At 68.7% G+C, this 26444-nt stretch carries 23 protein-coding genes; 17 read left to right on the forward strand and 6 right to left on the reverse strand.

Annotated features, from left to right (window positions below):
• The first annotated feature begins 639 nt into the window (after positions 1–639).
• From TY25_RS01375 to TY25_RS01390, 5 genes are all read left to right on the forward strand, one after another.
• A complete protein-coding gene (locus TY25_RS01375; RefSeq protein WP_042253452.1) occupies positions 640–2370 on the forward strand; it encodes an ABC transporter family substrate-binding protein in 1731 nt (576 codons plus the stop codon).
• A complete protein-coding gene (gene mshB / locus TY25_RS01380; protein WP_226887181.1) occupies positions 2367–3245 on the forward strand; it encodes an N-acetyl-1-D-myo-inositol-2-amino-2-deoxy-alpha-D-glucopyranoside deacetylase in 879 nt (292 codons plus the stop codon). Before TY25_RS01375 ends, mshB begins: the two co-directional genes overlap by 4 nt.
• 185 nt (positions 3246–3430) lie before the next feature.
• Positions 3431–4900, forward strand: coding sequence for an amino acid permease (locus TY25_RS01385; protein WP_014987984.1), 1470 nt, complete (start codon positions 3431–3433; stop codon positions 4898–4900).
• 45 nt (positions 4901–4945) lie between these two features.
• Entirely contained in the window at positions 4946–5104 is a 159-nt protein-coding gene (locus TY25_RS43330; RefSeq protein WP_162836692.1) for a hypothetical protein, read from the forward strand.
• Between the two features lie 26 nt (positions 5105–5130).
• Positions 5131–5532 (forward strand): hypothetical protein, encoded by a 402-nt coding sequence (locus tag TY25_RS01390; RefSeq protein WP_042253455.1) that lies wholly within the window; start codon positions 5131–5133, stop codon positions 5530–5532.
• A 5-nt stretch (positions 5533–5537) separates the two neighbouring features.
• On the opposite strand, the gene TY25_RS01395 is transcribed toward TY25_RS01390, so the two are convergent.
• Both TY25_RS01395 and TY25_RS01400 read right to left on the reverse strand, forming a co-directional pair.
• Positions 5538–7118: a PH domain-containing protein gene (locus tag TY25_RS01395; RefSeq protein WP_042253457.1), complete on the reverse strand. Its 1581-nt coding sequence runs from the start codon at positions 7116–7118 to the stop codon at positions 5538–5540.
• Positions 7115–7612, reverse strand: coding sequence for a PH domain-containing protein (locus tag TY25_RS01400; RefSeq protein WP_052280284.1), 498 nt, complete (start codon positions 7610–7612; stop codon positions 7115–7117). The genes TY25_RS01395 and TY25_RS01400 overlap by 4 nt, the downstream gene beginning before the upstream one ends.
• Before the next feature lie 287 nt (positions 7613–7899).
• Here TY25_RS01400 and TY25_RS01405 point away from each other — a divergent pair, with 287 nt between their 5' ends.
• The 5 genes from TY25_RS01405 (at position 7900) to TY25_RS01425 (ending at position 14956) form a co-directional block, all read left to right on the forward strand.
• Positions 7900–10494: a bifunctional FO biosynthesis protein CofGH gene (locus tag TY25_RS01405; protein WP_042253459.1), complete on the forward strand. Its 2595-nt coding sequence runs from the start codon at positions 7900–7902 to the stop codon at positions 10492–10494.
• A 296-nt stretch (positions 10495–10790) separates the two neighbouring features.
• Entirely contained in the window at positions 10791–11114 is a 324-nt protein-coding gene (fdxA, locus tag TY25_RS01410) for a ferredoxin (RefSeq protein ID WP_014987978.1), read from the forward strand.
• Between the two features lie 7 nt (positions 11115–11121).
• A complete protein-coding gene (dapC, locus tag TY25_RS01415) occupies positions 11122–12225 on the forward strand; it encodes a succinyldiaminopimelate transaminase (protein ID WP_042253462.1) in 1104 nt (367 codons plus the stop codon).
• Positions 12226–12359: 134 nt separating this feature from the next.
• Entirely contained in the window at positions 12360–14003 is a 1644-nt protein-coding gene (gene pruA / locus TY25_RS01420) for an L-glutamate gamma-semialdehyde dehydrogenase (protein WP_042253464.1), read from the forward strand.
• Positions 14000–14956, forward strand: a complete 957-nt coding sequence (locus TY25_RS01425; RefSeq protein WP_081868612.1) for a proline dehydrogenase family protein — start codon at positions 14000–14002, stop codon at positions 14954–14956. Before pruA ends, TY25_RS01425 begins: the two co-directional genes overlap by 4 nt.
• Before the next feature lie 64 nt (positions 14957–15020).
• Here the strand turns inward: TY25_RS01425 and TY25_RS01430 are convergent, their stop codons facing one another.
• Positions 15021–15893 (reverse strand): oxygenase MpaB family protein, encoded by an 873-nt coding sequence (locus TY25_RS01430; protein WP_042253467.1) that lies wholly within the window; start codon positions 15891–15893, stop codon positions 15021–15023.
• Between the two features lie 171 nt (positions 15894–16064).
• Here TY25_RS01430 and TY25_RS01435 point away from each other — a divergent pair, with 171 nt between their 5' ends.
• Positions 16065–16697 (forward strand): TetR/AcrR family transcriptional regulator, encoded by a 633-nt coding sequence (locus TY25_RS01435; protein WP_014987973.1) that lies wholly within the window; start codon positions 16065–16067, stop codon positions 16695–16697.
• A gap of 34 nt (positions 16698–16731) precedes the next feature.
• Here the strand turns inward: TY25_RS01435 and TY25_RS01440 are convergent, their stop codons facing one another.
• Together TY25_RS01440 and TY25_RS01445 are read right to left on the reverse strand one after the other, a co-directional pair.
• Positions 16732–17439 carry a hypothetical protein gene (locus TY25_RS01440; protein WP_052382729.1) on the reverse strand — a complete coding sequence of 236 codons (708 nt, stop codon included), beginning with the start codon at positions 17437–17439 and terminating at the stop codon, positions 16732–16734.
• 121 nt (positions 17440–17560) lie between these two features.
• Complete coding sequence (locus TY25_RS01445; RefSeq protein WP_042253469.1) at positions 17561–18415, reverse strand: oxygenase MpaB family protein; 855 nt, start codon at positions 18413–18415, stop codon at positions 17561–17563.
• Between the two features lie 127 nt (positions 18416–18542).
• On the opposite strand from TY25_RS01445, the gene TY25_RS01450 reads away from it, so the two are divergent.
• Positions 18543–19970 carry an acyl-CoA synthetase gene (locus TY25_RS01450; RefSeq protein ID WP_042253471.1) on the forward strand — a complete coding sequence of 476 codons (1428 nt, stop codon included), beginning with the start codon at positions 18543–18545 and terminating at the stop codon, positions 19968–19970.
• Between the two features lie 146 nt (positions 19971–20116).
• On the opposite strand, the gene dapD is transcribed toward TY25_RS01450, so the two are convergent.
• Entirely contained in the window at positions 20117–21064 is a 948-nt protein-coding gene (dapD, locus tag TY25_RS01455) for a 2,3,4,5-tetrahydropyridine-2,6-dicarboxylate N-succinyltransferase (RefSeq protein ID WP_042253473.1), read from the reverse strand.
• Between the two features lie 359 nt (positions 21065–21423).
• Between dapD and dapE the strand changes: the two genes are divergently transcribed.
• The 5 genes from dapE to folP form a co-directional block, all read left to right on the forward strand.
• Entirely contained in the window at positions 21424–22527 is a 1104-nt protein-coding gene (gene dapE / locus TY25_RS01465) for a succinyl-diaminopimelate desuccinylase (RefSeq protein ID WP_042253477.1), read from the forward strand.
• A gap of 84 nt (positions 22528–22611) precedes the next feature.
• On the forward strand, positions 22612–23421 hold the full coding sequence (locus TY25_RS01470) for an LOG family protein (RefSeq protein ID WP_014987967.1): 810 nt from the start codon (positions 22612–22614) through the stop codon (positions 23419–23421).
• A complete protein-coding gene (locus TY25_RS01475) occupies positions 23415–23963 on the forward strand; it encodes an LOG family protein (protein ID WP_042253480.1) in 549 nt (182 codons plus the stop codon). Before TY25_RS01470 ends, TY25_RS01475 begins: the two co-directional genes overlap by 7 nt.
• A gap of 31 nt (positions 23964–23994) precedes the next feature.
• A complete protein-coding gene (locus TY25_RS01480) occupies positions 23995–25764 on the forward strand; it encodes a long-chain-acyl-CoA synthetase (RefSeq protein ID WP_081868613.1) in 1770 nt (589 codons plus the stop codon).
• Between the two features lie 38 nt (positions 25765–25802).
• On the forward strand, positions 25803–26444 hold a 642-nt coding region (gene folP, locus TY25_RS01485; protein WP_042253481.1), incomplete at its 3' end, for a dihydropteroate synthase.

Raw genomic sequence — 26444 nt, forward strand, 5'->3', positions numbered from 1 at the left:
CCGGCGGTGGTCGGCCGAGTTGAATTCTCCGGAAATTCTGCGCAGCCGATCGGATCAATTGAGTGGGCGTTGTCCACGCAGCCTTTCGCTGCGCGGATATTCCGTAGCAACCGGTGCCTCCCGGGTGAATGAACCGGGTGAATGTTGTCCAGTTCTATATGCGGGAGTTGCTTATTCGGGCGGCGCCGCGTCCGTGTTCCGGGAATTGCCCGACCGTGGTGGTTTTCGTGGCAGGGGAGGATGCGTCGCGGCGGCGGACCCGGCGTGGTGACGGTGGCTTCCTGGCCTGACGCGGGGGTGACGACCGGCCCGGCACATGTGGCTGCCGCCGCCGAACAGATCGTCCGGGCTCGTCCGCGGTAGCGAATATCGGACGGCCCGAACCGAAGTCGCGGCCGAGTAATGCGAATGCCGAATGTTTGCCCCGGTGTGCCGCTCGGGCAATTACCACGAGTGATCGTAGATCTTATGCGCGCATTGTCGCTATCCGGCCGGGTCGGCGTTGCCGGGATTCCGCTGGACCGGTGCGGTAGAGTCCGCAGGCGTGAAAGCGGGCGTAGAAAAAGGTGCGAAGCGGCTCGGCGCGGTAGCGTGCGCAGCGTGAGCCCGCGGCGGCACCGCAGTACGGCGTGGCGCGTGATGCTGCTGGTCATCACGGCGTCGCTGACGGTGTTCGCCGGGTGTACCGCGAACCCGCCGCCGCCGATCGAGAGCACCGACAGCCCCAAGACCACGCCCGCCAAACCGGGTAAGAGCACCGTGGTCGTCGCGATCGACACCATCGGCATCGGTTTCAACCCGCACCTGCGTTCGGATCAGTCGCCCGCCACCGCGGCGCTGGCCTCGATGGTGCTGCCCAGCCCGTTCCGTCCGGTGCCGAGCCCGGTCGCGCCGGGTGTCACCGACTGGGTGCCCGACACGTCGCTCATCGCCACCGCCGACGTCACCGCGCAGGATCCGTTCACGATCACCTACACGCTGCGCAACGAGGCGAACTGGTCCGACGGCGCGCCGATCGCCGCCGAGGATTTCCAATTCCTCTGGCAGCAGATGATTTCCCAGCCCGGCGTGGTGGATTCCGCGGGCTACCGGCTGATCTCGGATATCGACTCGGCCGACGGCGGCAAATCGGTGACCGTGCGGATGCGGGAGCCGTATCCGGCCTGGCGGCAGCTGTTCACCAATCTGCTGCCCTCGCATCTGATGAAGGACTCGCCCGGCGGTTTCCAGGACGGCTGGGTCAAGCGCATCCGGGTGTCCGGCGCGCAGTTCCTGATCAAGAACATCGATCCGCAGCGCGAAGAGATCCTGCTGGAACGCAACGCGCGTTTCTGGGGCACCCCGGTGGCACCGGACGAGATCTTGCTGCGCCGCGGCGGAACCCCCGCGCAGCTGGCGGAATCGTTGCGCACCAACGACGCTCAGATGAGCCTGGTGCACGGGGGTGTTGCGACCCGGGCGCAGCTGGCCGCCATCCCGTCGGTGCGCACCGCGATCATGCCGCAGTCGCGCGTGCTGCAGTTGGCGCTCAACGGACGAACCGGCCCGGTGAGCGATATCCGGGTCCGCCGCGCCGTGCTCGCGCTGCTCGATCCCGCGCTGCTGGCCACGGTCGGCGCGCAGACCGGCGGCTGGGTGGATCCGATTCGCGCGCAGATACTTTCGCCCTCCGACCCGGGCTACGGTCCGACCGAACCGCCGCGCCTGCCCGCCGAGGAGGCGTTCGCGCTGCTGGCCGAGGCGGGCTACGGCCGCGCGCCGGAACCGCCGCCGGTCAATTCGCCGACCTCGCCCGCGCCGACGCCGCGGCCGATCGCGAAAAACGGTAAGTCGCTGACCATTCGGATCGGTGCGGTAGAGGGCGACCTCACCGCGATCGCGGTGGCCAACACCGCCGCGGACCAATTGCGCAGTGCCGGAATCGATGCCACGGTGCGCGCCATCGCGGCCGACGAGCTCTACGGGCGCGAGCTGGTGGAGGGAAGCACCGACGCGATCGTCGGCTGGGAGAGCGCGGGCGGCGATCCGGCCACCGTGCTCGCGTCCCGATATGGTTGCCCGCCACCGGAAGCCGCCGCCGGCGGCACCACCCCGTCGGCCACCGCGCCGGAACGCCGGGCACCCGCCAACCTTTCCGGTATCTGCGATCCGAGCCTGCAGGGGCCGATCGACGAGGCGCTGCGCGGGATGGATCCGGGCCGGGTGCTCGCCGAGGCCGAGCCGAAGTTGTGGGCACTGGCCACTGTGCTGCCCATCGTCCAGGACAACGTGGTGGCCGCGGCGGGTCCGCGGGTGGACGGCGCCTCGCTCAACGGCAGCATCCAGGTCGGCATCTTCGGCGACGCCGGACAGTGGCGGAAGATCCAGTGACGGGGGGTCTGCTGCTGGTGCACGCGCATCCGGACGACGAGACCATCACCACCGGCGGCACGATCGCGCACTATCGCCGTCGCGGCGTCCCGGTCACCGTCGTGACCTGCACGCTCGGCGAGGAGGGCGAGGTGATCGGGGACGAGTGGGCCCAGCTCACCGCCGAGCATGCCGATCAACTCGGCGGCTATCGCGTGCTCGAGCTGAGCCGGGCGCTGGCCGCGCTCGATGCCGGGCCGCCGCGGTTCCTCGGCGGTGCGGGCCACTGGCGGGATTCCGGGATGGCGGGCACGCCCGCGGCGCAGAAGCCGCGCGTGTTCGTGCAGTCGGGCGCCGAGGCGGTGGATACGCTGACCGAGGTGCTGCTGGAACTGCGGCCGCAGGTGGTCGTCGGCTACGACCCGAACGGCGGCTACGGCCATCCGGATCACATTCGCGCACACCAGATCACCACCGCCGCGGTGCACGCGGCCGCCGATCGCGGCTGGGACACACCGAAGTTCTACTGGACCGTCACCGACGCCGACATGCTGCGCCAGCACACCGCCGCCCTGGCCAAACGCACCGTGGACGGACTGCCGGGCCGCTTGCCCGCGGGTTGGCGACTGCCCGCCGAGGGAGAACTGGCCGCGGTGCCGAGCCATACCGTGACGACCACGATCGACGTGTCGGACGCGCTCGCCGCCAAACGCGCCGCGCTGCGCGCTCATGCCACGCAGGTCACGGTGGCGCCCTCGGGGCGGGAGTTCGCGCTGTCGAACAATGTTGCTCAGCCGGTACTGCCGGAGGAGTGCTACGTCCTGGTGCGCGGCCGGCGGGGACCGGTTGGTTCGGATGGCCGCGAACATGATCTCTTCGCCGGGCTCGATCACTGAATTTCCGTCGATGGCCACCGGCCGTCGCCGTATCTCGTGCCGGATTCGACCGGAATCTCCGAATCGTTCCGGAACCGCCACTGAGCTGCGGCTATCTATAGCCTGAGGGTTGCTGTTACCTCGATCTCGTACGCCGGGTACCGTTCCCGTGATCTCAATCATCGATGTGGAGGGCGAAGCGGTTCATGACAGCGGTCGGTGACAGGGCGCACCTCAGCATCGAAGACGACGGCTATCACAAGAGTCTCAAGCCGCGGCAGTTGCAGATGATCGCGATCGGCGGCGCGATCGGCACCGGTCTGTTCCTCGGCGCGGGCGGCAGGCTGGCCAACGCCGGACCGGGACTGTTCCTCGTCTACGGCGTCTGCGGATTCTTCGCGTTCCTCATCCTGCGCGCGCTCGGTGAACTCGTGCTGCACCGGCCCTCGTCCGGCTCGTTCGTCTCCTACGCGCGCGAGTTCTTCGGCGAGAAGGCCGCATTCGTGGCGGGCTGGATGTACTTCCTCAACTGGTCGATGACCGGCATCGCCGATACCACCGCGATCGCGCAGTACTTCCACTACTGGTCCAGCTTCAGCAGCATTCCGCAGTGGTTGCTCGCGCTCATCGCGCTGGTCGTGGTGCTCAGCATCAACCTGATCTCGGTGAAGTGGTTCGGCGAGATGGAGTTCTGGGCCGCGCTGGTGAAGGTTTTCGCGCTGAGCGCGTTCCTGATCGTCGGCACGATCTTCCTGATCGGGCGGTTCACCGTGCAGGGCCACCCGACCGGACCGAGCGTGATCGCCGACAGCGGCGGCCTGTTCCCCACCGGCGTCCTGCCGCTGGTGGTCGTGGTTTCCGGCGTCGTATTCGCCTACGCCGCGGTCGAATTGGTCGGCACGGCGGCGGGCGAGACGGAGAACCCGGCCAAGATCATGCCGCGCGCGATCAACTCGGTGATCGCGCGGATCGCGATCTTCTACGTCGGTTCGCTGGTGCTGCTCGGCCTGTTGCTCCCGTACACGGCCTACACCGCGAAGGAGAGCCCGTTCGTCACCTTCTTCACCATGCTCGGCGTGCCGGGTATCGGCAGCGTGATGAACCTCGTGGTGCTCACCGCCGCGTTCTCCAGTCTCAATGCCGGTCTGTACTCGACCGGGCGCATTCTGCGGTCCATGTCGATGAACGGCAGCGCGCCCAAGTTCACCGGTGTGATGGGCCGCAACGGCGTGCCCTACGGCGGCATCCTGTTGACCAGTCTGATCGCCCTCGTCGGCATCGCGCTCAACGGTGTGGTGCCGGACCGGGCATTCGAGATCGTGCTGAACATGGCCTCGCTCGGCATCGTCGCCTCCTGGGCCACCATCGTGTTGTGCCAGTTGCAGCTGTGGCGCTGGTCCAAACAGGGCAAGGTGGAACGGCCGTCGTTCCGGATGTTCGGCGCGCCCTACACCGGACTGCTCACGCTGGTGTTCCTGTTCTTCGTGGTGGTGCTGACCGGTTTCGACTATCCGGTGGGCACCTGGACCGTGGCCTCGCTGGTGATCATCGTCCCGATGCTGATCGTCGGCTGGTTCGTGGCGCGCAAGCGGGTGCTGTCCATCGCGCAGGAGCGGATGGGATACACCGGTGAGTTCCCGGTGGTCGCCAACATCCCGATGGACGGCGAGAAGTGATCATGCCGGTCCCGCCCGCCGGGCCGCCGGAATAGACTCGCTGCCATGTACAACTGGTCGGTCCAGGACGCGATCGTCGCGTTCGTCGAAAGCATGCGGCCGAACTGGCCCGCGCAACACGAGCTGTATCTGTCCGTGCTGCACGGGTTCGTGGAGATGCAGAGCCATCTGCTGACCCTGCTCGGCTTCCCGCCGGTGCCGTGAGGCCCGCCGTCGACGACCACGCTGCCGTGGCATCCGCGACCGAATCGAGCGGTGCCGCCGCGCTACCGCTGGTCCCGATCATCCTCGTCGTCCTGGTGCTGGACGCCTTCATCACGCTCGCGCTGGAGGTGCTGTACCTGCCCGCGTATCTGGGCACGACCGCCTTCCCGGTGACCGGGTTGCTGGCCGGGTTGGTGAACGTCTTGCTCGTGCTCGGCGCGCGGTCGGTGTCCACCCGGACCGCGGCGATGTTCTTACCATTGGGCGCTTGGACTTTCGGGTTCCTCGTCTGCGCGAGCACCGGTCCGGGCGGTGACATCATGCTGGCCAGCGATTGGCGCACCGTGCTGCTGCTGTTCTGCGGTTTGGTGCCGCCGCTGGTCTTGGTCTACCTCCGCGTCAATTCGGGGCTGTTCGCCAAGCGGTGACCCGGTCAGCCGAGTTGGCCCGGCGTCACGGCCTCGATCAACGGCCAGGCTTGCTCGATCGGGATATCGATGACGCGATAGCGCTTCTTGCCCGCCGCGGTGGCGGCCACCACGGTGGCGACGCCGCTGCGCCGCTGGAAGAAGCTCTGGCGCACGGTCCAGCCGATCACGCCCGGCGCCTCCAGGCAATCGCGGTCCCGGTCCAATGAGCCGGAGCGGGTGATCAACCAGGTTGGGCTGGTTGCGGTTTCGGGCAGCACGGTGTGGCCGAGGCCGCGATAGCGGTCCTGTGCGAGCGGGACGGCGACCAGGGCCAGCAGCACCGGCACCAGCCACCACCACGGCGAGAACTGTGCGCCGGTCAGCGCCACGGCCGCCATGACCAGCGCGAGCACGGCGACGGGCCCGAGCGTGCGGGTGTATCGCCTGCGCCGCGCGACCGGTCCGTGCGCACGCAGCGGCGCACTGCCCGGATCCGGGGCGCCGCCGGCGACCGAGGGGCCGATCGGCTTGTCCGAGAAGGTGTCCGGGGCGAGCAGGTGTCCGAGGGTGTGTTCGATCGCCGAACGCGGCGCCTGCGGCAGGATCTTCTGCCGCGGGTTCTCGCCGACCATGATCGCTTCGAGTTCGGCGGCGCCGGACAGGCGCAGCAGCAGCGGCTCGTTCACCGTCGCGCCGCGGAAGCGGGCCAGGTCCAGGGTGATCTGGCGGGTGGTGAACAGGCCGTGCCGCAGGTGCAGGGTGCGCCCGTCGTCGAGCACTTTCAGGCCGAAATACGTGGTCAGGTACCGGGCACAGGCCGCGAGGCTGACCACGGCCACCACCAGCACGATCAACACGAACACACCGAGGGCGAGCACTACCGCGCCGCCGTTCTCGACCCGCTGCACCGTGTCCGAACGGACCAGCAGCTGCCCGATGCCGTACTGGAACGCGATGCCGACGATCGGGGCGATGATCGCGAAACCGGTCAACGACAGCGGCGCGTACCGGACCCACTGCGGCTGCCAGTGCGCGATCTCCTGCGCGGGCCGTGCGTCCTGCGCGTCGGTGAGCGGTCCGTCGGCGGAAAGCTGTTGTCCCGCATCGTGATACGACAGGTCACCGGCCGGGCCGCCCGCGGCGGTGTGCGCCAGCAGCGCGGCGCGCAGGTCGGGGACCAGGCGAGCGTCGAGCGCGTCGAGTTTGAACTTCTCGCCCGAATCCGCCTGCTGTCCGGTACCGATGGCCAGCACGGCGAGGCCGAGCAGCCGATGCAAGAGGTCGGCTTCGATATCCACCGAGCGGATCCGCGAGCGCGGCACCGACAGCTTCTTGCGCTGGATCAGTCCGGTGCGCAGTTCGACATGGGTCGGCCCGACCCGGTAGGTGGTGGTGAACCAGCGGGTGAGTGCGAATCCGACGATCGCCGCCAGCGGAATGACGCTCCACACATGGTTGCCGCTGCTGGTGCCGAGGATCACCGAACCGATCAGCACCGGGATGAACTTCACCACCTCGGTGACGGGGTGCACCAGCAACATTCGCTTGTCGAGCCGGGACCACGGCTGATCCGTCTCCGGTGGGACGGCCGCGACATCGGTCATGTCGCGTCTCCGCGGTGCTGCGCGGCGATCCGGGTCAGCCGGGTCACCGTCTCCTCGGCGACCGGGAGATCGAGCGCGGAGATCTGTACCGCGCCCGCCGACGACGCGGTGGTCACGGTGACCGTGGCCAGGCCGAGCAGGCGCTCGAGCGGGCCGCGTTCGGTGTCGACGGTCTGCACCCGGGAGATCGGCGCGACCCGGCTCTCCTGGCTCAACCACCCGACCCGGGTGTACACCGCCTCGTCGGTGACCTCCCAGCGGTGTACCGCGTACCGCCACCACGGCACCACCACGATGTTCAGCACGGCGAGCGCGAGCGTCACCAGGAACACCACGAGTTGCCAGCCGCGATGGGCGGAGTCGAGCACCGCCCACACCAGTTGCGCCGCGAACGGCACCACCCAGGCGAGCACGGCCTGAACGGTCCACAGCAGTTTCGCCTTGGGACTGGGACGCCAGGCCGGATCGGCCATGATCGTGCGCGGCAACGACATGGGTGCCATGGTTCCATGCCGGAGGCCGGATCGGCGTGCTACCGGAGCGGAATTGCCGCGTGGCACAGCCGTTGCCGCCCCCGTGACAGGAACTTGTCGGTGACCGGCAGCGGGTCCGGACGCCGGAATACTGTGATGCGGGGCGGGGTTGTCTTCGCTCAACGGCTTCGGAAGGAGACAGGTCCGGATGGTTAGCGCATGATCGAAACCGTGACTGAGCGTAGCGAAGGAACCATAGGCACCGCACGACCCGCCGCGGTCGCCTCGAGCGTCAGCGAGGCCAAGCCGTGACGGAACTGCCGAACCCGAGCATCCCCACTCCGCCGCCCTCCCCGTCGGCCATGCGGCGCGCGCTGCGCCGGGCGCGCGACGGCGTCACGCTGAACGTGGACGAGGCCGCGGTGCTGCTGCACGCCACCGGCGACGACCTGAAGGATCTGAGCGAGAGCGCGGCTCGGGTGCGCGACGCCGGGCTGGAATCGGCGGGACGGCCGAAGACGATCAGCTACTCGCGCAACGTCTTCATCCCGCTGACCAAGCTGTGCCGGGACAAGTGTCACTACTGCACCTTCGTCACCGTCCCGGGCAAGCTGCGCGCCGAGGGCAAGGGCATGTTCCTCGAGCCCGACGAGGTGCTCGACATCGCGCGCCGCGGCGCCGCGCTCGGCTGCAAGGAAGCGCTCTTCACGCTGGGCGACCGCCCCGAGGACCGCTGGCCGGAGGCCGCGCAGTGGCTCGACGAGCGTGGCTACGACTCGACGCTGGACTATCTGCGCGCCGTCTCGATCATGGTGCTCGAGGAAACCGGCCTGCTGCCGCACCTGAACCCGGGCGTGATGTCGTGGGAGGAGATCTCCCGGCTCAAGCCGGTCGCGCAGTCGATGGGCATGATGCTCGAGACCACCTCGACCCGCCTGTTCACCGAGAAAGGCAACTGCCACTACGGCAGCCCGGACAAGGATCCGGCGGTCCGGCTGCGCGCCATCACCGACGCCGGCCGGCTCTCGGTGCCCTACACCACGGGCATCCTGGTCGGCATCGGTGAATCGCTGCTGGAGCGGGCCGAGTCGATCATGGCGATCCGCAAGCAGCACAAGGCTTTCGGGCATATCCAGGAAGTCATCATCCAGAACTTCCGGGCCAAGGACGACACCGCGATGCGCGACGTGCCGGACGCGGGCATCGACGAGTTCCTCGCCACCATCGCGGTGACCAGGCTGCTGCTCGGCCCGGATGTGCCGGTGCAGGCGCCGCCGAACCTGGTGTCGCTCGAGGACTGTCTCGCGCTGATCGACGCGGGCATCGACGACTGGGGCGGCGTCTCGCCGGTCACGGTCGATCACGTGAATCCGGAGCGGCCCTGGCCGAACCTGGACACGCTGCGCGAGATCACCGAAGCGGCCGGATACCAGCTGGTCGAGCGGACCTCCGCGCACCCGAAGTACGTGCGCGCGGGCAGCCCGTGGATCGATCCGCGGATCGGCGTGCACGTCGCGGCGCTGAGCGATCCGGAGACGGGCCTGGCGAACCCGGACGCGATGCCGGTCGGCCTGCCCTGGCAGGAGCCGGACCAGTCCTGGGAGTCCGCGGGCCGGGTGGATCTCAACACCTCGATCGATACCGAGGGCCGCAACACCGAGAGCCGCAGTGATTCGGCGCTCGGCCAGGACGTGGTCGGCGCGTTCGGCGACTGGGACACCATCCGCGAACAGGCGCGCGACCTGGCCGTCGCGGCACCGGAACGGCTCGACTCCGACGTGCTCGCCGCGTTGCGCGCCGCCGAGCACGATCCGGCCGGGCTCAGCGACGCCGACTACCTGGCCTTGGCCACGGCCGACGGCGCGAACCTGGAGGCCGTCGCGGCGTTGGCCGATGAGCTGCGCCGGGCCGCGGTCGGCGACGACGTCACCTACGTGGTGAACCGGAACATCAACTTCACCAACATCTGCTACACCGGTTGCCGGTTCTGCGCGTTCGCCCAGCGCAAGGGCGACGCGGACGCGTTCACGCTGAGCATGGACGAGGTCGCCGACCGGGCCTGGGAGGCGCACGTCGACGGTGCGACCGAGGTGTGCATGCAGGGCGGTATCGATCCCGACCTGCCGGTCACCGGCTACGCCGACATCGTGCGCGCGGTGAAGCAGCGGGTGCCCTCGATGCATGTGCACGCCTTCAGCCCGATGGAGATCGTGAACGGCGCGTCGCGCGGCGGGCAGAGCATCCGGGACTGGCTGGTCGCGCTGAAGGAGGCGGGCCTGGACACCATTCCGGGCACGGCCGCCGAGATCCTCGACGACGAGGTGCGCTGGGTGCTCACCAAGGGCAAGCTGCCCACCTCGGCGTGGATCGAGGTGATCACCACCGCGCATCAGATCGGGCTGCGCTCCAGTTCGACGATGATGTACGGGCACGTGGACAACCCGAAGCACTGGGTCGGGCATCTGCGGGTGCTGCGCGGAATCCAGGACGAGACAGGCGGTTTCACCGAATTCGTGCTGCTGCCGTTCGTGCATCAGAGCGCCCCGCTGTACCTGGCCGGCGCGGCCAGGCCCGGGCCGACGAACCGGGACAATCGCGCCGCGCACGCGCTGGCCCGGATCATGCTGCACGGCCGGATCGACAACATCCAGACCAGCTGGGTGAAGCTCGGCACCACCGGAACCCGGGTCATGCTCAACAGCGGCGCCAATGACCTCGGCGGCACGCTGATGGAGGAGACGATCTCCCGGATGGCGGGCTCGCAGCACGGTTCGGCCAAGACCGTCGCGGAGCTGGTCGACATCGCCTCCGGGATCGGCCGTCCGGCCCGCGAGCGGACCACCACGTACGGCGTTCCGCAGCACAAGGTTTCGGCCCTGCCGTTGTCGGTGGGCTCGGCGTAGGCTGTTGCTGACGGCGCCCACCGGCGATATGCCGAGACCCGGTGTGGCGATCGAAGTCGGATCGTCGCCGATCCGCCGCAACCCGGCGGATCGGCCTGATCCGAGGGGGAACGGACCCGCTCCCACGTGGGACGGTTCGCCAGCGGCCCGGTCCGGCGGGTGGATTCGCGCACCAGCAGTGGCGTGCGGAACATCAGAAGTTAGGCAAGGCTGACCCGGAGTAGCGTGGGGTGTCCGGATAGTGTTTCGCTGGGCGGACTATCCCCGCAAGGTGAGGACAGACTAGGAGAACGGCAGTGCCGTACATCATCGCTGAACCGTGCGTTGACGTGAAGGACAAGGCATGCATCGAGGAATGCCCCGTGGACTGCATCTACGAGGGTGGTCGCATGCTGTACATCCATCCCGACGAATGCGTGGACTGTGGTGCATGTGAACCGGTGTGCCCGGTGGAGGCGATCTTCTACGAAGACGACACTCCGGACCAGTGGAGCGGATACGTGAACGCCAACGTCGACTTCTTCGACGAGCTCGGTTCGCCGGGCGGCGCCACCAAGGTCGGCAAGGTCGATTACGACCCGCCGTTCATCAAGGAACTCCCGCCGATGGCGAGCGAGTAGCTCTGCTGTGAGCACGCGTACCCGGGTCAGCAGCCTGCTTCCCGATTTTCCCTGGGACACCATCGCTTCGGCGAAGGCGAAGGCCGCGGCGCATCCCGGTGGCATCGTCGACCTGTCGGTCGGCACGCCGGTCGACCCGGTCGATCCGCTGATCCGCACCGCGTTGAACGCGGCGTCGGCGGTGCCCGGTTACCCCGCCACGCACGGCACGCCGGAACTGCGCGCGGCCGTGGTGGACGCGCTGAAGCGGCGGTTCGGGATCACCGGGCTGGACGCGGCCGCCGTACTGCCGGTGATCGGCACCAAGGAGCTGATCGCCGGGCTGCCCCGGCTGCTCGGCCTCGGCGCGGCGGACCTGGTCGTCATTCCCGAGGTCGCGTACCCGACCTACGAGGTCGGCGCGTTGCTGGCCGGCGCGCAGATCGTGCGTGCCGACGGGCTCACCCAGCTCGGTCCGCGCACGCCCGCGCTGCTCTACGTGAATTCCCCGTCCAACCCGACGGGCCGCGTGCTCGGCGTCGAGCACCTGCGCAAGGTCGTCGAATTCGCCCGCGAGCGTGACGTGATCGTCGCCTCGGACGAGTGCTATCTCGGTCTCACCTGGGAAGGCCGCGCGGTCTCCATCCTCGACCCCGAGGTTTCCGGGGGCGACCACACGAATCTGCTTGCCGTGCATTCGCTGTCGAAGACCTCGAACCTGGCCAGCTACCGGGCCGGTTTCGTCGCGGGCGATCCCGCGCTGGTCGCCGAGCTGCTCGAGGTGCGCAAGCATTCCGGCCTGATGGTGCCGTACCCGATCCAGAGCGCGATGACCGCGGCGCTCGGTGACGACACGCACGAGGCACAGCAGCGGGAGCGCTACCGTGCCCGCCGCGATGTGCTTCGGAAAGCGTTGGAAGCGGGCGGTTTCCGAGTCGACCACTCGGAAGCGGGTCTGTACCTGTGGTCCACTCGGGGCGAAGCATGCCGGACGACGCTGGACTGGCTGGCCGACCGCGGCATTCTGGCCGCGCCCGGTGATTTCTACGGGCCGGCCGGTGCGGAGCACGTCCGCATCGCGCTCACCGCCACCGACGCGCGCATCGCCGCCGCCGTCGAGCGACTGAGCTAGGCCCTGTCTCGAAGTCCCATCCAGCGCCTCCACGGTCCAGCATCCGGCCGGGCTTCGAGCAGGGCCTAGCCGACACGCAGCCGGGTGCGCGCCGCAAGCGCCGTCGGCGAGCCGGGACGGCGCTAGCCTGAACTATGGACGCTGTCACGGTTGTCCCTATTCCTGCCAACGAGCCGGTGCACTCGTACGCACCCGGCAGCCGCGAGCGCGAGCTGCTGGTCGCAAAGTTGGCCGAGATCGCCGCCGACACCGCCGAGGTGCCGCTGGTGATCGGCGGCAAGTACCGGCCCGGCAGCGGCGCGCGACACGAGATCGTCGCGCCGCATCGGCACCGGCATGTGCTGGGGACCTACACCGACACCACACGATCCGAGGCGCACGGCGCGATCGACGCCGCGACCGCGGCCGCGCCGGACTGGCGGGCATTGCCGTTCGACGAGCGCGCGGCGATCTTCCTGCGTGCTGCCGATCTGCTCGCCGGTCCGTGGCGGGAGACGGTGGCCGCCGCGACCATGCTCGGGCAATCGAAATCGGCGCAGCAGGCCGAGATCGACGCGCCGTGCGAGCTGGTGGACTTCTGGCGGTTCAACGTGGCGTTCGCGCGCCAGATCATGACCCAGCAGCCGGAGTCGAGTCCCGGGGTGTGGAACCGGCTGGACTACCGGCCGCTGGAAGGGTTCGTCTACGCGATCACCCCGTTCAATTTCACCGCGATCGCGGGCAACCTGCCCACCGCACCCGCGCTGATGGGCAACACGGTGGTGTGGAAGCCCTCGCCGACCCAGACCTTGTCGGCGTTCTACACGATGCGGCTGCTGGAGGCGGCGGGCCTGCCGCCCGGGGTGATCAATATGGTGACCGGCGACGGCCGGGACCTGTCCGAGGTGGCGCTGGCCGACCCGCGGCTCGCCGGCATCCACTTCACCGGCTCCACCAAGACCTTTCAGCACCTCTGGCAGCAGGTCGGGGCGAATCTCGGCCGCTACCACGGATACCCACGACTGGTCGGCGAGACCGGCGGCAAGGACTTCGTCGTGGCGCATCCCTCGGCGGACCCGGACGCGTTGCGGGCAGCGCTGATTCGCGGTGCCTACGAATACCAGGGGCAGAAGTGTTCCGCGGCGTCGCGCGCCTATGTCCCGCGCTCGGTCTGGCAGGCGATGGGCGACGACTTCCTGCAGCAGACCGACGAGCTGACCTACGGGGACGTCGCCGATCTGTCCAATTTCGGTGGCGCGCTGATCGATCGGCGCGCGTTCGATAAGAATGTCGCGGCGATCGAGCGGGCCAGGGCGGCGGGGTTGACCATCCCGGTCGGCGGCGCCTGGGACGACAGCGAAGGCTGGTTCGTCCGCCCGACGGTGTTGCTGGCCGACGACCCGCGCGACGAGTCCTTCGCCACCGAGTATTTCGGCCCGATCCTGTCGGTGCACGTCTACGACGATGCCGAACCCGGTGCGTTCGCGGCGATCCTGGCCGAGGCCGAATCGGCCGCGCCCTACGCGCTGACCGGCGCGGTGTTCGCCCAGGACCGCCAGGCGATCGAACAGGCCGGTGCGGCACTGCGTTTCGCGGCGGGCAATTTCTACATCAACGACAAGCCGACGGGTGCGGTGGTCGGGCAGCAGCCCTTCGGCGGTGCGCGGGCTTCGGGCACCGACGACAAGGCGGGCTCGCCGCTGAATCTGCTGCGCTGGGTGGCGCCGCGCACGATCAAGGAGACCTTCGTGCCGCCCACCGGATACCGCTATCCGCATATGGACTCGGACCCGGCGTGAATCCGCTGCGGCCGGTCATCCTTGCGGCGGCAGAATCGTCGCGGTTGCGGCGCGCGGTCACCGGGCTGCCGGTGACCGCGGGCATCGTCCGGCGGTTCGTCGCAGGAGAGACCAGGGCCGAGCTCATCGAGGTGGCGCGGGCGCTGCTCGGCAGCGGCCGGATGGTCAGCGTGGACTTTCTGGGGGAGAACACCACCGACCGGGCGCAGGCCGATGCCACGGTGGCCGAGTATCTTTCGTTGATCGCGGAGCTGTCCGCGCTGAAACGACCGGCGCTGCCCGGGATCACGGCACCGCCGGTCGAGGTCTCGGTGAAGTTGTCCGCGCTCGGCCAGGCCCTGCCGGACGACGGTCCCGCGGTGGCCACCGCGAACCTGCGGGCCCTGTGTGCCGCGGCCGCGCGGGCCGAGGTCTGGGTCACCGTCGACGCCGAGGACCACACCACCACCGCGGACACCTTGGCGACCGTGTCCGAGCTGCGTGCGGAATTTCCTTGGCTCGGCGCGGTTTTGCAGGCCTACCTGCATCGTGCCGAGACGGACTGCCGGTCGCTGTCGGGTCCGGATTCGCGTATCCGCCTGTGCAAAGGCGCATATCGCGAACCCGCCGAGGTTGCCTTCCAGCGTGCACCCGAGGTGACCGACTCCTACCTGCGCTGCCTCGAGGTGCTGATGCGGGGCGCGGGCTACCCGATGGTCGCCACGCACGATCCGGTGCCGATCGTCGCCGCCGAGCAGCTCGTCCGCGAAACCAACCGCGGCCCAGATCGATTCGAGCACCAGATGCTGTACGGAGTGCGCGACGCGGAGCAGCGCAGGCTGGCCGCCGCGGGTACGGCCGTTCGGGTCTATGTCCCGTACGGCAGTCAGTGGTACGGCTATTTGACCCGCCGGCTGGCCGAGCGCCCGGCCAATCTCACCTTCTTCTTCCGTGCCTTGGTGCGTAAGTCGTGAAATGCCGGTGGGCAGGACTTCTGTCCTGCCCACCGATCCGCTGGTGTCCCTTTTCCGAAAGTCCCTACACCAGTGGCTTTCCGAGGCGCATCCGCCTGCGCAGATCGAACAGGTAGGCGTTCAACGGAAATAGTCGCGCCTGTTTCGGCAACCGGTTGTGCACCAGGGAGATACCCCGTAGCAGCTGGTCGAATCGGCGTTGATCGCGCTCGGTCCACGTCATCCGCATCTCGTCGCGCACGTGCTGGGGCAGCAGTCCGGCCACGACGAAGCGCTGCAGCCGTGCGAAGGTGAATCGCACCGGCAGCGGCATCATCCGGAGGTCGATGAGGTCGTCGAAGTAGGCGCGCAGCGCGGGTTCGATCCGGTACTGCACCAGGTTCTCCGCCCACCACGCGAGGAAGGTCGCTCGGTCGGCGGGCCACATCTCGGGTCGCATCTGCAGCGTCGTGCCGAGCCGGGCGCAGTACTGATAGAGCGCTTCGGCCTCCGACGGCGCGAGCGGGCCGTGCATCCTCGTGTAGAGGTCGTCGAGGCCCCAATAGATCGTGCCCGCCACCCAGAGCTGCAACTTCGGATCGAAAGCGTTGTACTTCACCGGGCTCTGGGCGCTGGACCGAACCGGCCGATGCGACTGATTGACCGCCTCGCGGTAGGCCGCGCGTTCCTCGTCGGAGCCCATCGTCGCGACGGCGATATAGGTGAGCGTGGTGCGCAGCCGCTTCACCGGATGCAGGGTCACTTTGCCGCTGTCCACCGTGCTCTCCAGCACGCCGCGACCGACCGGGCGCAGGCTCAGCTGCATGATCACGTTGGCGGTGCCGCCGAGAAAGGCCGCGACGCCGTCCAGGTACGGCTGGACCGTTTCGGGCGTGAGTGGTTCGAAGGGGTGGGCCTCGTCCGGCTCGGGCTCGGCGGCGCGTAGCGGTGCGGTCATCGTCGACCTCGTCTTTCTGTGTCCGCCGACGCGGAGCGCCTGCGTACGATGAGAAGATTCTTATCTCACCTTCTCATTGCCTCGGCGGGGTGTCAACGGTGCCGCGGCTACGATTGCTTCGCTGCGATGCTTTATGCATCATCGTTTCATCGACGGGGCTAGGGTGGGGGAATGGCGAAGTTGACCAAACTCCTGCCGCGGATTCGGAGCGCGGGTCCGGAGGACCGCAACCAAACGCGCGTGCTCGACGCCGCGCTGCTGGCCTTTCTGGACTTCGGCATCAAGCGCACCAGCATGGTCGAGGTGGCGCGGCGCTGCGGCCTCTCGCTCGCCACGCTGTACCGGCGCTTCGCCAGCAAGTCGGACCTGATCGAGGCGGTCGGGTTGCGGCAGACCCGGGAATTCGTCGAACAGGTCGACGCGGCGTTGCAGCAACAGGTCGATCGGGACGCGTCCGCGCAGGAACAGATCGTCGAGCTCTTCGCCGCGTTCATCACGGGCCTGCGGGACAACCAGCTCGTGCATCGGCTGCTGGCCACGGAACCCGAGCTGGTCCTGCCCTTTCTGACCGTCAAGGGCGCGCCGATCATCGAACTCGGCCGGGATTACCTGGCCGAGTTCATCACTCGGCTACAGCGCGAGGGCAAGCTGCCCGAATACGATCCCGAACCGCTGGCGGAGATGATCGCGCGCACCGCGCTGTCGCTGGCGCTGACACCCCAGACGGTCATCCCGCTGCACGACGACGCCGCGATCCGGCAGTTCGCCCGCGATCACGTGGTGGTGTCGTTCCGCGTACCGTGATCCGGGTGCGGACGCGAACCTGTTGTGGTGCAGACTAACTCGGGACGAGCATGCCCACCGTGGCCAGCGGCATCGCGGCCATGAGATCGAGGGTCTGCTCGGCGGCGGTGCCGTGCGTGTGCGCGACCACCACGAAACCCGTGCCGTACGAAGCGGAAGCGACGTCCGGCGGGCCGAGATCGGACCAACCCCACTTGGTGCCCTGCACGAGCGGCCAGCGGGCGGTGCCCCAATCCTGTTCGGTGCCATCGGCGGCCGTGGCGCCGGCCGCCGCCATCCATTCGAAGATCGGCGAGTTGCGATCGTTGCGCAATTTGGTGATCAAGAATTCGGCGACGTCGGCGGTGCTCGTCGCGGCCATGCCCCATTCGCCGTACGGGTGTGTATCGGCCAGATGGTATTCGGCCGCGATGGCTTCGATCGCCCGCGGATACTTGGCCTCTGTCGCGGTCGCGGCGCCGTCGTCGGAGTAGCGGATCATCCGCTCGGCCAGCTCCCGGTCGCTCGGCGCACCGTCGCCGTGCCGCAGGGCATAGTCCGCGAGATACAGCTTGACCAGTGACAGGGCCGCCCGGGACTCGTGTTCGTTCGCGGTGCTCCAGCCGCCGCCCGCCGCGGCGCGGAACGTGACCGCCGTGCGCGACGGCACCACGTCGGGGCCGAACGGCGCCGCGCCCGCCGGGGGCGCGTGGAAGGCGCAGCAGAGCGCGACGGCGAACACCGCCAGGGTTCCACGGTTCACGAGTCCTCCTTGCCGTGCCCCCTTTGCGCGGTATGCCCGTCTCTGCCGAGATAACACCGCGTGCGGCGAAAAGCCGGGCACGACATGCGGGCGACGCGAACTTGTGTCCGTCGCCCGCGGGTCACACCAGGCGCAGGCCGAGTCTGCGGCGCAGGCGGAAGTCGGCCAGGTAGGCGTTGAGCGGGAACATACGCACCGGAGCCGGGAGTAGGGTCTCGGCGGTGCCGAGCGTGCGCAGAATGCGTTCGAGTGCCCGGTCCTCCCGTGTGGACCAGGTGAAACCCATTTGGTCGCGCAGGTGTGCGGGCAGCAGGCCGGTGACGAAGAAGCGGTGTGCCCGCGCGAAGGGGAGTCGCAGCGGTAGCGGCAGCATCTTCAGATCGATCAGATCGTTGAAGTAGTCGCGGACCGGCGGGTCGATCGTGGTAGCGCTCAGGTGCCGATCCCAATAGGCGGCGAAGGCTTTGCGGTCGGCGGGCCACATGCCGTCGCGCACCTGCAAGGTGGTGCCGAGCCGGGCGCTGTGCCGGTAGAACGCGTCGGCGGTCGCCTCGTCCATCGGGCCGTGCAGGCGCGTGTAGGTGTCCTGCGCGCCCCAGTACAGGCAGGCGGCCACCCACAACTGCAGGTCGGGGTCGAAAGCGTTGTAGCGCACCGGACTCGACGCGGTCGAATGCACGGGACGGTGCGAGCGGTTGACGGCTTCGCGGTAGTCGGCGCGTTCGTCGGAGGAGCCCAGCATGGCCACGGCGAGGTAGGTGACCGTGGTGCGCAGGCGCTTGACCGGATGCAACATCACGTTGCCGCTGTGCACGGTGCTCTCCAGCACGCCGTAGCCGACCGGCGGATTGCTGAGCTGCATGATGACGTTCGCCGCGCCGGCGAGCAGTCCCACCATGCCGTCGATGAACTGCGTGATGTCGAGTTCGTCCGCGGATTCGGATTCGGGCGTCGTTGCGCGAAGTGGCCTGGTCATCGTTGACCTCTGTCCGGTGAGAAGGATGTACATAAACTTTCTCACCGCCTCACGGGCGTGTCAACCGTCACACTCCCGGTGCTGCCCGGTGCTGCTGCGCCGGGGAACGGCGAAGTAGTTTGAGCGAATGCCGTTCGGTTCGCCGCTGTTGCTCAGTTCCCTGAACCCGCTCGCCGTCGCAGGCGGCGCGGATATCCCCGATGCCGTCACCATCGACGGCGTGACGCTCTCGCGCAGTGATCTGCTCGGCGCCGCGACTTCGGTGGCGGAACGAGTGGCCCGGGCCGACCGGGTCGCCGTGCTGGCCGAGCCGACCGTCGGCACCGTGCTCGCCGTGGTCGGCTGCCTGATCGCGGGAGTGACCGTGGTGCCGGTGCCGCCGGACTCGGGCACCACGGAACTCGCGCACATCCTGTCCGATTCGGGCGCGCAGGCGTGGCTCGGCAAAGCCCCTGCGGGCAGCGAACTTCCGGTGGTTCCGGTGCGTGTGCACGCCAGGTCCTGGCATACCTATCCCGAACCCGATGCGGCGTCGACGGCTTTCGTGCTGTACACGTCCGGCACCACCGGCTTGCCGAAGGGCGTGCTGCTGAGTCGCGGCGCCATCGCCGCCGGACTGGACGCGCTCGCCGAAGCCTGGGCGTGGACCGCGAACGACACACTGGTGCACGGGCTTCCGCTGTTCCACGTGCACGGGCTGATCCTCGGCCTGCTCGGACCGCTCCGGGTAGGCAGCCCGCTGGTGCACACCGGCAAGCCGACCCCGCAGGCGTACGCCGCCGCGCACGGCACCCTGTACTTCGGGGTGCCCACCGTGTGGTCCCGGATCGTCGAAGATCCCGATGCCGCAAAGGAACTGGCCGCCGCCCGGCTGCTCGTGTCGGGCAGTGCGCCGCTGCCCGTTCCGGTGTTCGAGAAGCTGCGCGAACTCACCGGCCACGCGCCCATCGAGCGCTACGGCATGAGCGAAACCATGATCACCCTGTCCACCCGCGCCGACGGTGAACGCCGCCCCGGCTGGGTCGGCACCGCGGTGCGCGGGGTGCGGACCCGGCTGCGGGACGAGGCGGGCGGCGAGGTCGCGCACGACGGCGAAAGCATCGGCGCGCTACAGGTTTCCGGTCCGATGCTGTTCGACGGCTACCTGAACCGTCCGGAAGCCACCGCCGAGAGCTGGACCGAGGACGGCTGGTTCAAGACCGGCGACGTCGCCGCCATCGACCCCGACGGATTTCATCGCATCGTCGGCCGCGAATCGGTGGACCTGATCAAATCCGGTGGATATCGCATCGGCGCAGGTGAAGTGGAGACCGTGCTCCTCGGCCACCCCGCCGTAGCCGAAACCGCCGTGGTCGGCCTGCCCGACCCCGACCTGGGACAGCGCATCGTCGCCTTCGTCGTATTGCGCGGCGAGGCAGCGCCTTCCCTCGAACAGGACCTGATCGCCTACGTCGCCGAACAACTCTCGGCCCACAAGCGCCCCCGCGAGATCCGCGTGGTCGACACGTTGCCCCGCAACGCCATGGGCAAGGTCCAGAAAAAGCGCCTCACCTGACCCGCGGGTGCTGCTCGGGATCTGCGCCGGTTCTCGGGATCTGCACTACCTGTGGCGGGTCAGAAGGAGTGCGGATCCCGAGAAGCGGTGTGGATGTGGAGGTTCGGCGAGCTCGACGCCAGGGCAGGTCGTGCGGAGGCGCGTGGTCAGTCGTTGGCGTGCAGGGCGGCGTTCAGTTCGACGCCGGTGCCCTTGTGCGGCACCACTTCCACGGCGCCGGTGACGGAGTTGCGGCGGAAGAGCAGGTTGTTCTGGCCGCTGAGGGTGCTGGCCTTGACGACGGTCCCGTCCGGACCCGTGACCTTGGTGCCCGCGGTGACGTAGAGGCCCGCCTCGACGACGCAGTCGTCGCCGAGCGGGATGCCGACACCCGCGTTCGCGCCGAGCAGGGAGCGCTCGCCGATGGAGATGACGGTGGTGCCACCGCCCGACAGGGTGCCCATGATGGACGCGCCGCCGCCGACGTCGGAGCCGTCGCCCACCACCACACCGGCGGAGATGCGGCCCTCGACCATGGAGTTGCCCAGGGTGCCCGCGTTGAAGTTCACGAAGCCCTCGTGCATGACGGTGGTGCCGGAGGCGAGGTGCGCGCCGAGCCGGACCCGGTCGGCGTCGCCGATCCGCACCCCGGAGGGCACCACGTAATCGACCATGCGCGGGAACTTGTCGACGCTGTACACGGTGACCGGGCCGCGCGCGCGCAGCTTGGCGCGGGTGGTCTCGAAACCTTCCACCGCAGCCGGGCCGTGGTTGGTCCACACCACGTTGCTGAGCAGGCCGAACTGGCCGTCCAGGCTCACCTCGTGCGGACGAACCAGGCGATGCGAGAGCAGGTGCAGGCGCAGGTAGACGTCGTGCGCGTCGACCGGCGCCGCGGACAGGTCGGCGATCGTGGTGCGCACCGCGACCACGTCGACCCCGCGCGCCTCGTCGACCCCGAGCAGCGCCGCGTACTCGGCGGGCGCCTCGTCCAGCCGCTTGGTTCCGGTCTCGGCGAACGTGCCGAGCTCCGGACTCGGGTACCAGGTGTCCAGGACGGTCCCGTCCGCGGTCACGTTGGCGATACCGACTGCTGCTGCTCCCTGAGTGCTCACGTTCGTAGAGGTTACCGACCGCTTGCCCCTGACGGTGACCCTCCTCCTGTGCCGCACCCCACGTCTCGCGCCCGCCGATCAGATGCCCAACACCCGCGCCGCGGCCGTCCGCCTACGCTGCGCCCTCATCAGCGCCACGCGCACGAAATCGTCGACTGAAATGCGCGCGGCGTGCTGAAATGCGCGCGGCGTGCTGAAACGCGCGGTGCTGAGGTGTGGGCGGGGTGCTGAGGTGTAGGCGGCGTGCTGAGGTGCGCGTGGCGTGGTGTGGTGCGCGTGGTGTGGTGCGCGTGGTGTGGTGTGGCGGCGTGTACGCACTGCGCGGCGGCGGGGTGGGGGCGCGGTCGTAGGGTGGGGACGTGACCCTTGATCTGCGGGCGGACCCGATCGCGCTGACCAGAGCTCTGGTGGACATTCCCAGTGTGTCGCGGGACGAGGCGGTGATCACCGATCTCGTGGAGCGGGCGCTGCGCGAGCAGACGACGGGCTTCGAGGTGCGCCGGCACGGCAATGTGGTGCTGGCGCGGACGAACCGGGGCCTGCCGACCCGGGTGGTGCTGGCCGGCCATCTGGACACCGTGCCGATCGCCGACAACGTGCCGAGCCATTTCGCGGTGAACGACGCGGGCGAGCGGGTGCTGTTCGGCTGCGGTTCGGTGGACATGAAGTCCGGGGACGCGGTGTTCCTGCATCTGGCCGCGACGGTCGCCGACCCGGTGCACGATCTGACGCTGATCTTCTACGACTGCGAGGAGATCGCCTCGGAATTCAACGGACTCGGGCATATCGAGCGCGACCTGCCGGACTGGCTGGCCGGCGATCTGGCGGTGCTCGGCGAACCCTCGGGCGGCTGGATCGAGGCGGGTTGCCAAGGGACGCTGCGGGTCCGGCTGTCCACCGCCGGGGTGCGCGCGCATTCGGCGCGAGCTTGGTTGGGCGACAACGCGATCCACCGCCTGGCACCGATCCTGCAGCGGCTGGCCGAGTACCGGGCACGCGAGGTCGACATCGACGGCTGTGGCTACCGTGAAGGCTTGTCGGCGGTGCGCGTCGCGGGCGGTGTGGCGGGCAATGTGGTGCCCGACGCCGCCGAGGTGGACGTGAACTTCCGTTTCGCGCCGGACCGCACGGTCGAGCAGGCGATCGAGCACGTGCGCGAGGTTTTCGCCGGTCTCGACTTGTCCTTCGAGGTGACCGATTCGGCCCCGGGCGCACTGCCCGGCCTGAGCGCACCGGCCGCCGCGGACCTGATCGCCTCGGTGCACGAGCACGGCGGCGGTGGTGTGCGCGCCAAGTACGGCTGGACCGACGTCGCCCGTTTCGCGGCGCGCGGTATTCCCGCGGTGAACTTCGGCCCCGGCGATCCGAATCTCGCGCACAAGCGGGACGAGCACGTCCCGGTCGACCAGATCACCGCCGTCACCGCGATGCTGCGCAGCTACCTCACCGGCGTGCGCGCCTGACGCGCGGCGGCGCTCGAGGTGAACGGCGGCTGACTTCTCGGCTCAGGTCTGTTGCCGCGACAACCTCCCGGTAGTTTGGATCGCATGTCCACCGACGCCGCTGACCGCGAGGTTGCCAACAAGCCGAAGTCGACAGCCAAGTTCCGCGGACCGGTCATGTTCCGGCGCGACCGGGCGAACGAGGTCGGCACCGCCGACCGCAACCTGCTCGACCGGCGCGGCGACACCGACTGGGTGCATACCGACCCGTGGCGCGTGCTGCGCATCCAAGCCGAGTTCGTCGAGGGTTTCGGCGCGCTCGCCGAGGTGCCGCGCGCGGTCACCGTGTTCGGTTCGGCGCGGACCCAACCCGACCACCCCGAATACCAGGCGGGCCTGGCCATCGGTGCCGCGCTGGCCCGAGCCGGTTTCGCGGTGATCACCGGCGGCGGTCCCGGCGCGATGGAGGCGGTCAACCGCGGCGCCTGCGAGGCGGGCGGCTATTCGATCGGTCTCGGCATCGAGCTGCCGTTCGAACAGAGCCTCAACGAGTGGGTCGATCTCGGTATCAATTTCCGCTACTTCTTCGTCCGCAAGACGATGTTCGTGAAGTACTCGGAGGCCTTCATCTGCCTGCCCGGTGGTTTCGGCACCCTGGACGAACTGTTCGAGGCGCTCACCCTGGTGCAGACCCGCAAGATCACCCGTTTCCCGATCATCCTGTTCGGCAGCAGGTATTGGGCCGGGCTGGTCGACTGGATGCGGGACTCGCTGGGCGGTTCCGGCAAGATCTCGCCCGGCGACCTCGGCCTGATCCATGTCACCGACAGCGTCGAAGAGGTCGTGCAGATCATCCTCGCCAACGCGGAGTCCGGCGGCGCGGAGGATGCGATCGGCACGGAGGACCAGTGGTGAGCGAACAGCCCTACGCCGTCTGTGTCTACTGTTCCGCGAGCACCGTCAATCCTGTTTATCTGGATCTGGCCGCCGCGGTCGGCGCCGAGATCGCCCGGCGCGGTTGGCAACTGGTGTCCGGCGGCGGCAACGTGTCGATGATGGGCGCGATCGCGACGGCGGCGCGGGCCGGCGGCGCGAACACCATCGGGGTGATCCCGAAGCATCTGGTGCACCGCGAGGTCGCCGACGTCGACGCCGACGAACTGGTCGTCACCGACACTATGCGGCAGCGCAAGCAGATCATGGAAGACCGCGCGGACGCCTTCCTGACCCTGCCCGGCGGCATCGGCACGCTGGAAGAGTTCTTCGAAACCTGGACCGGAGGCTATCTGGGACAGCACAATAAGCCGGTGGTGGTGCTGGACCCGGATGGCTTCTACCGAGGCCTGTTCCAGTGGCTCGACGAACTCTACGACCGTAAGTTCGTGCCCCAGCCCGCGATGGACCGCGTCACCGTGGTCGCCGATATACCTTCCGCCTTCGCGGCTTTGGAGGCGTGAGCACCAGCTTTTGATTGAGGAGAGCGGGATAGTGAGTTCCGACGGTCGCTCCACGGTGAGCTTGTTCGATCTGGCCAAAAACCTTCCCGCGATGGCGCTCGACGCGCCGGGCATGCTGCGCAGCGCGCCGGGCATGCTGGTGGGGCCGGACGCCAAATCCTCGGTGGGCCTGTGCTTCCAGCGCGCCGCGCACCGGCATCCGAACCGCATCTTCCTGCGCTTCGAAGGGGCGGGCTGCACCTACCGCCAGGCCAACGACGAGGTGAACCGGTACGCCGCGGTGCTCACCGCGCGCGGGGTGCGGCGCGGCGACGTGGTCGGTGTGCTGATGACCAACCGGCCGCAGACCTTGTTCGTGGTGCTCGCCGCGGCGAAGCTGGGCGCCACCGTCGGCCTGCTCAATCACCACCAGCGCGACCAAGTGCTCGCGCACAGCTTCGGTTTGCTGAACAGCGTGCTCGACGTGGTCGGCGAGGAATGCGCGCAGGCGCTCGACTCGCTGCCGGAACCGCCGTCGAATGTGCTGTACAGCAACGATTTACAGGCGGCGGCACAGGACGCGCCGGATGCCGATCCGCCGGTGTGCAAGGAGATCACCGCGAAGGAGCGGGCCTTCCTGATCTTCACCTCCGGTACGACCGGCCTGCCCAAGGCCAGCGTGATGACGCACCTGCGCTGGACCAAGAGCATGGTCGGCCTCGGCGGGCTCGGAATTCGCCTGCGCGGCAACGACACCCTGTACTGCTGTCTGCCGCTCTATCACAACAACGCGCTGACCGTCGCGCTGTCCGCGGTGCTGAGCGCGGGTGGCACGTTCGCGCTCGGCAGGCAGTTCTCGGTGTCGCGGTTCTGGGACGAGGTGATCCGCGAAGAGGCGACGGCGTTCATCTACATCGGTGAGCTGTGCCGTTACCTGCTCAACCAGGCGCCGAAGGCGACCGACCGCAGGCACAAGGTCCGGCTCGCGGTCGGCAACGGGTTGCGCCCGGAACTGTGGGACGAGTTCAAGCGGCGGTTCGGAATCAACCGGATCGTCGAGTTCTACGGGGCCAGCGAAGTCAACATCGCGTTCATCAACGCGTTCGGCGTGGACCGCACCGCGGGGTTCGGGCCGCTGCCCTACGCCGTCGTCGACTACGACGACGAGACCGGAAAGGCCAAGCGCGACAAGAACGGTCGCCTACGCCGGGTCGGTACCGGCGGGGTCGGACTGCTGCTGTCCAAGATCACCGACCGGTCGCCGTTCGACGGTTACACCGACAAAGCGGCCTCCGAAGCGAAGCTGGTGCGCGACGGCTTCAAGCAGGGGGATCTCTGGTTCGACACCGGCGATCTGGTGCGCGATCAGGGTTGGCATCACATCGCTTTCGTGGATCGGCTCGGCGACACCTTCCGCTGGAAGGGGGAGAACGTCGCGACCACCGAGGTCGAGGGCGCGCTGACCCGGTCCGAGGCGATCTCGCAGGCCGTCGTCTACGGTGTAGATATCCCGGGCGCCGACGGCAAGGCGGGCATGGCGGCGGTGACCTTGGCCCCAGACGGGGACCTCGACGGCGCGGCACTCGCAGAACTGGTGTTCCGGCAACTGCCCGCCTACGCGGTCCCGCTGTTCGTGCGTGTGGTCCAGGAGCTCGAACAGACCTCCACCTTCAAGAGCCGCAAGGTGGAGCTGCGCAAACAGGGCTACACCCCCGACGACGACCAACCGCTCTACGTCCTCGCCGGCCGTGACAAGGGCTACGTTCCCTTCTATCCCGACTACCCGGACGAGGTAGCCGCAGGCCGCGCCCCCAAGAGCTGACCGAGACCGCTCGGCACAGGGGTCGGTACAGTCGGGGCATGTTCAGCGCCACCGTTTCACCGCTTCCGACCTTGTGCGGCAAGCCGGTGGCGACGGATCGGGCGCTGGTGATGGCGATCGTGAATCGCACGCCGGATTCGTTCTATGACCGGGGTGCCACGTTCACCGACGCCGCCGCGATGGACGCGGTCGTGCGCGCGGTGGACGAGGGCGCCGACCTGGTCGATATCGGCGGGGTGAAGGCCGGGCCGGGATCGCTGGTCGATGCCGAGGAGGAGGCCCGGCGGGTGCTTCCGTTCGTCGCCGCGATCCGCGCGAAGTTTCCGGAGCTACTGATCAGCATCGACACCTGGCGCGCCGAGGTGGCGCTGGCCGCCGTGCGCGAGGGCGCGGACCTGATCAACGACACCTGGGCGGGCGCCGATCCGGATCTGGTGCCCGTGGCGGCCGAGCAGGGCGTCGGCATCGTGTGCAGCCACACCGGCGGTGCGGTGCCGCGCACCCGGCCGCACCGGGTCCGCTACGCCGATATCCTGGCCGAAGTGACGGCCACCCTGGTGCGGGCGGCCGAGCACGCGGTCGCGGCCGGGGTGCGCGCGGATTCGATCCTGATCGATCCGACGCACGATTTCGGCAAGAACACCTATCACGGCCTGGAGTTGTTGCGCGGAGTGGACGTT

The sequence above is a fragment of the Nocardia brasiliensis NBRC 14402 genome, assembly GCF_000308475.2.
GTDB classification, from domain to species: domain Bacteria; phylum Actinomycetota; class Actinomycetes; order Mycobacteriales; family Mycobacteriaceae; genus Nocardia; species Nocardia brasiliensis.

What these genes read in the sequence shown, in the direction of transcription:
- TY25_RS43330 (WP_162836692.1), top strand. Translation starts at nt 4,946, where the DNA reads ATGTACAACTGGTCGGTCCAGGACGCGATCGTCGCGTTCGTCGAAAGC.
- TY25_RS01375 (WP_042253452.1), top strand. Translation starts at nt 640, where the DNA reads ATGCTGCTGGTCATCACGGCGTCGCTGACGGTGTTCGCCGGGTGTACC.
- pruA (WP_042253464.1), top strand. Translation starts at nt 12,360, where the DNA reads ATGGACGCTGTCACGGTTGTCCCTATTCCTGCCAACGAGCCGGTGCAC.
- TY25_RS01400 (WP_052280284.1), bottom strand. Translation starts at nt 7,612, where the DNA reads ATGTCGTTGCCGCGCACGATCATGGCCGATCCGGCCTGGCGTCCCAGT.
- TY25_RS01450 (WP_042253471.1), top strand. Translation starts at nt 18,543, where the DNA reads ATGCCGTTCGGTTCGCCGCTGTTGCTCAGTTCCCTGAACCCGCTCGCC.
- TY25_RS01445 (WP_042253469.1), bottom strand. Translation starts at nt 18,415, where the DNA reads ATGACCAGGCCACTTCGCGCAACGACGCCCGAATCCGAATCCGCGGAC.
- TY25_RS01385 (WP_014987984.1), top strand. Translation starts at nt 3,431, where the DNA reads ATGACAGCGGTCGGTGACAGGGCGCACCTCAGCATCGAAGACGACGGC.
- TY25_RS01435 (WP_014987973.1), top strand. Translation starts at nt 16,065, where the DNA reads ATGGCGAAGTTGACCAAACTCCTGCCGCGGATTCGGAGCGCGGGTCCG.
- TY25_RS01395 (WP_042253457.1), bottom strand. Translation starts at nt 7,118, where the DNA reads ATGACCGATGTCGCGGCCGTCCCACCGGAGACGGATCAGCCGTGGTCC.
- TY25_RS01470 (WP_014987967.1), top strand. Translation starts at nt 22,612, where the DNA reads ATGTCCACCGACGCCGCTGACCGCGAGGTTGCCAACAAGCCGAAGTCG.
- TY25_RS01430 (WP_042253467.1), bottom strand. Translation starts at nt 15,893, where the DNA reads ATGACCGCACCGCTACGCGCCGCCGAGCCCGAGCCGGACGAGGCCCAC.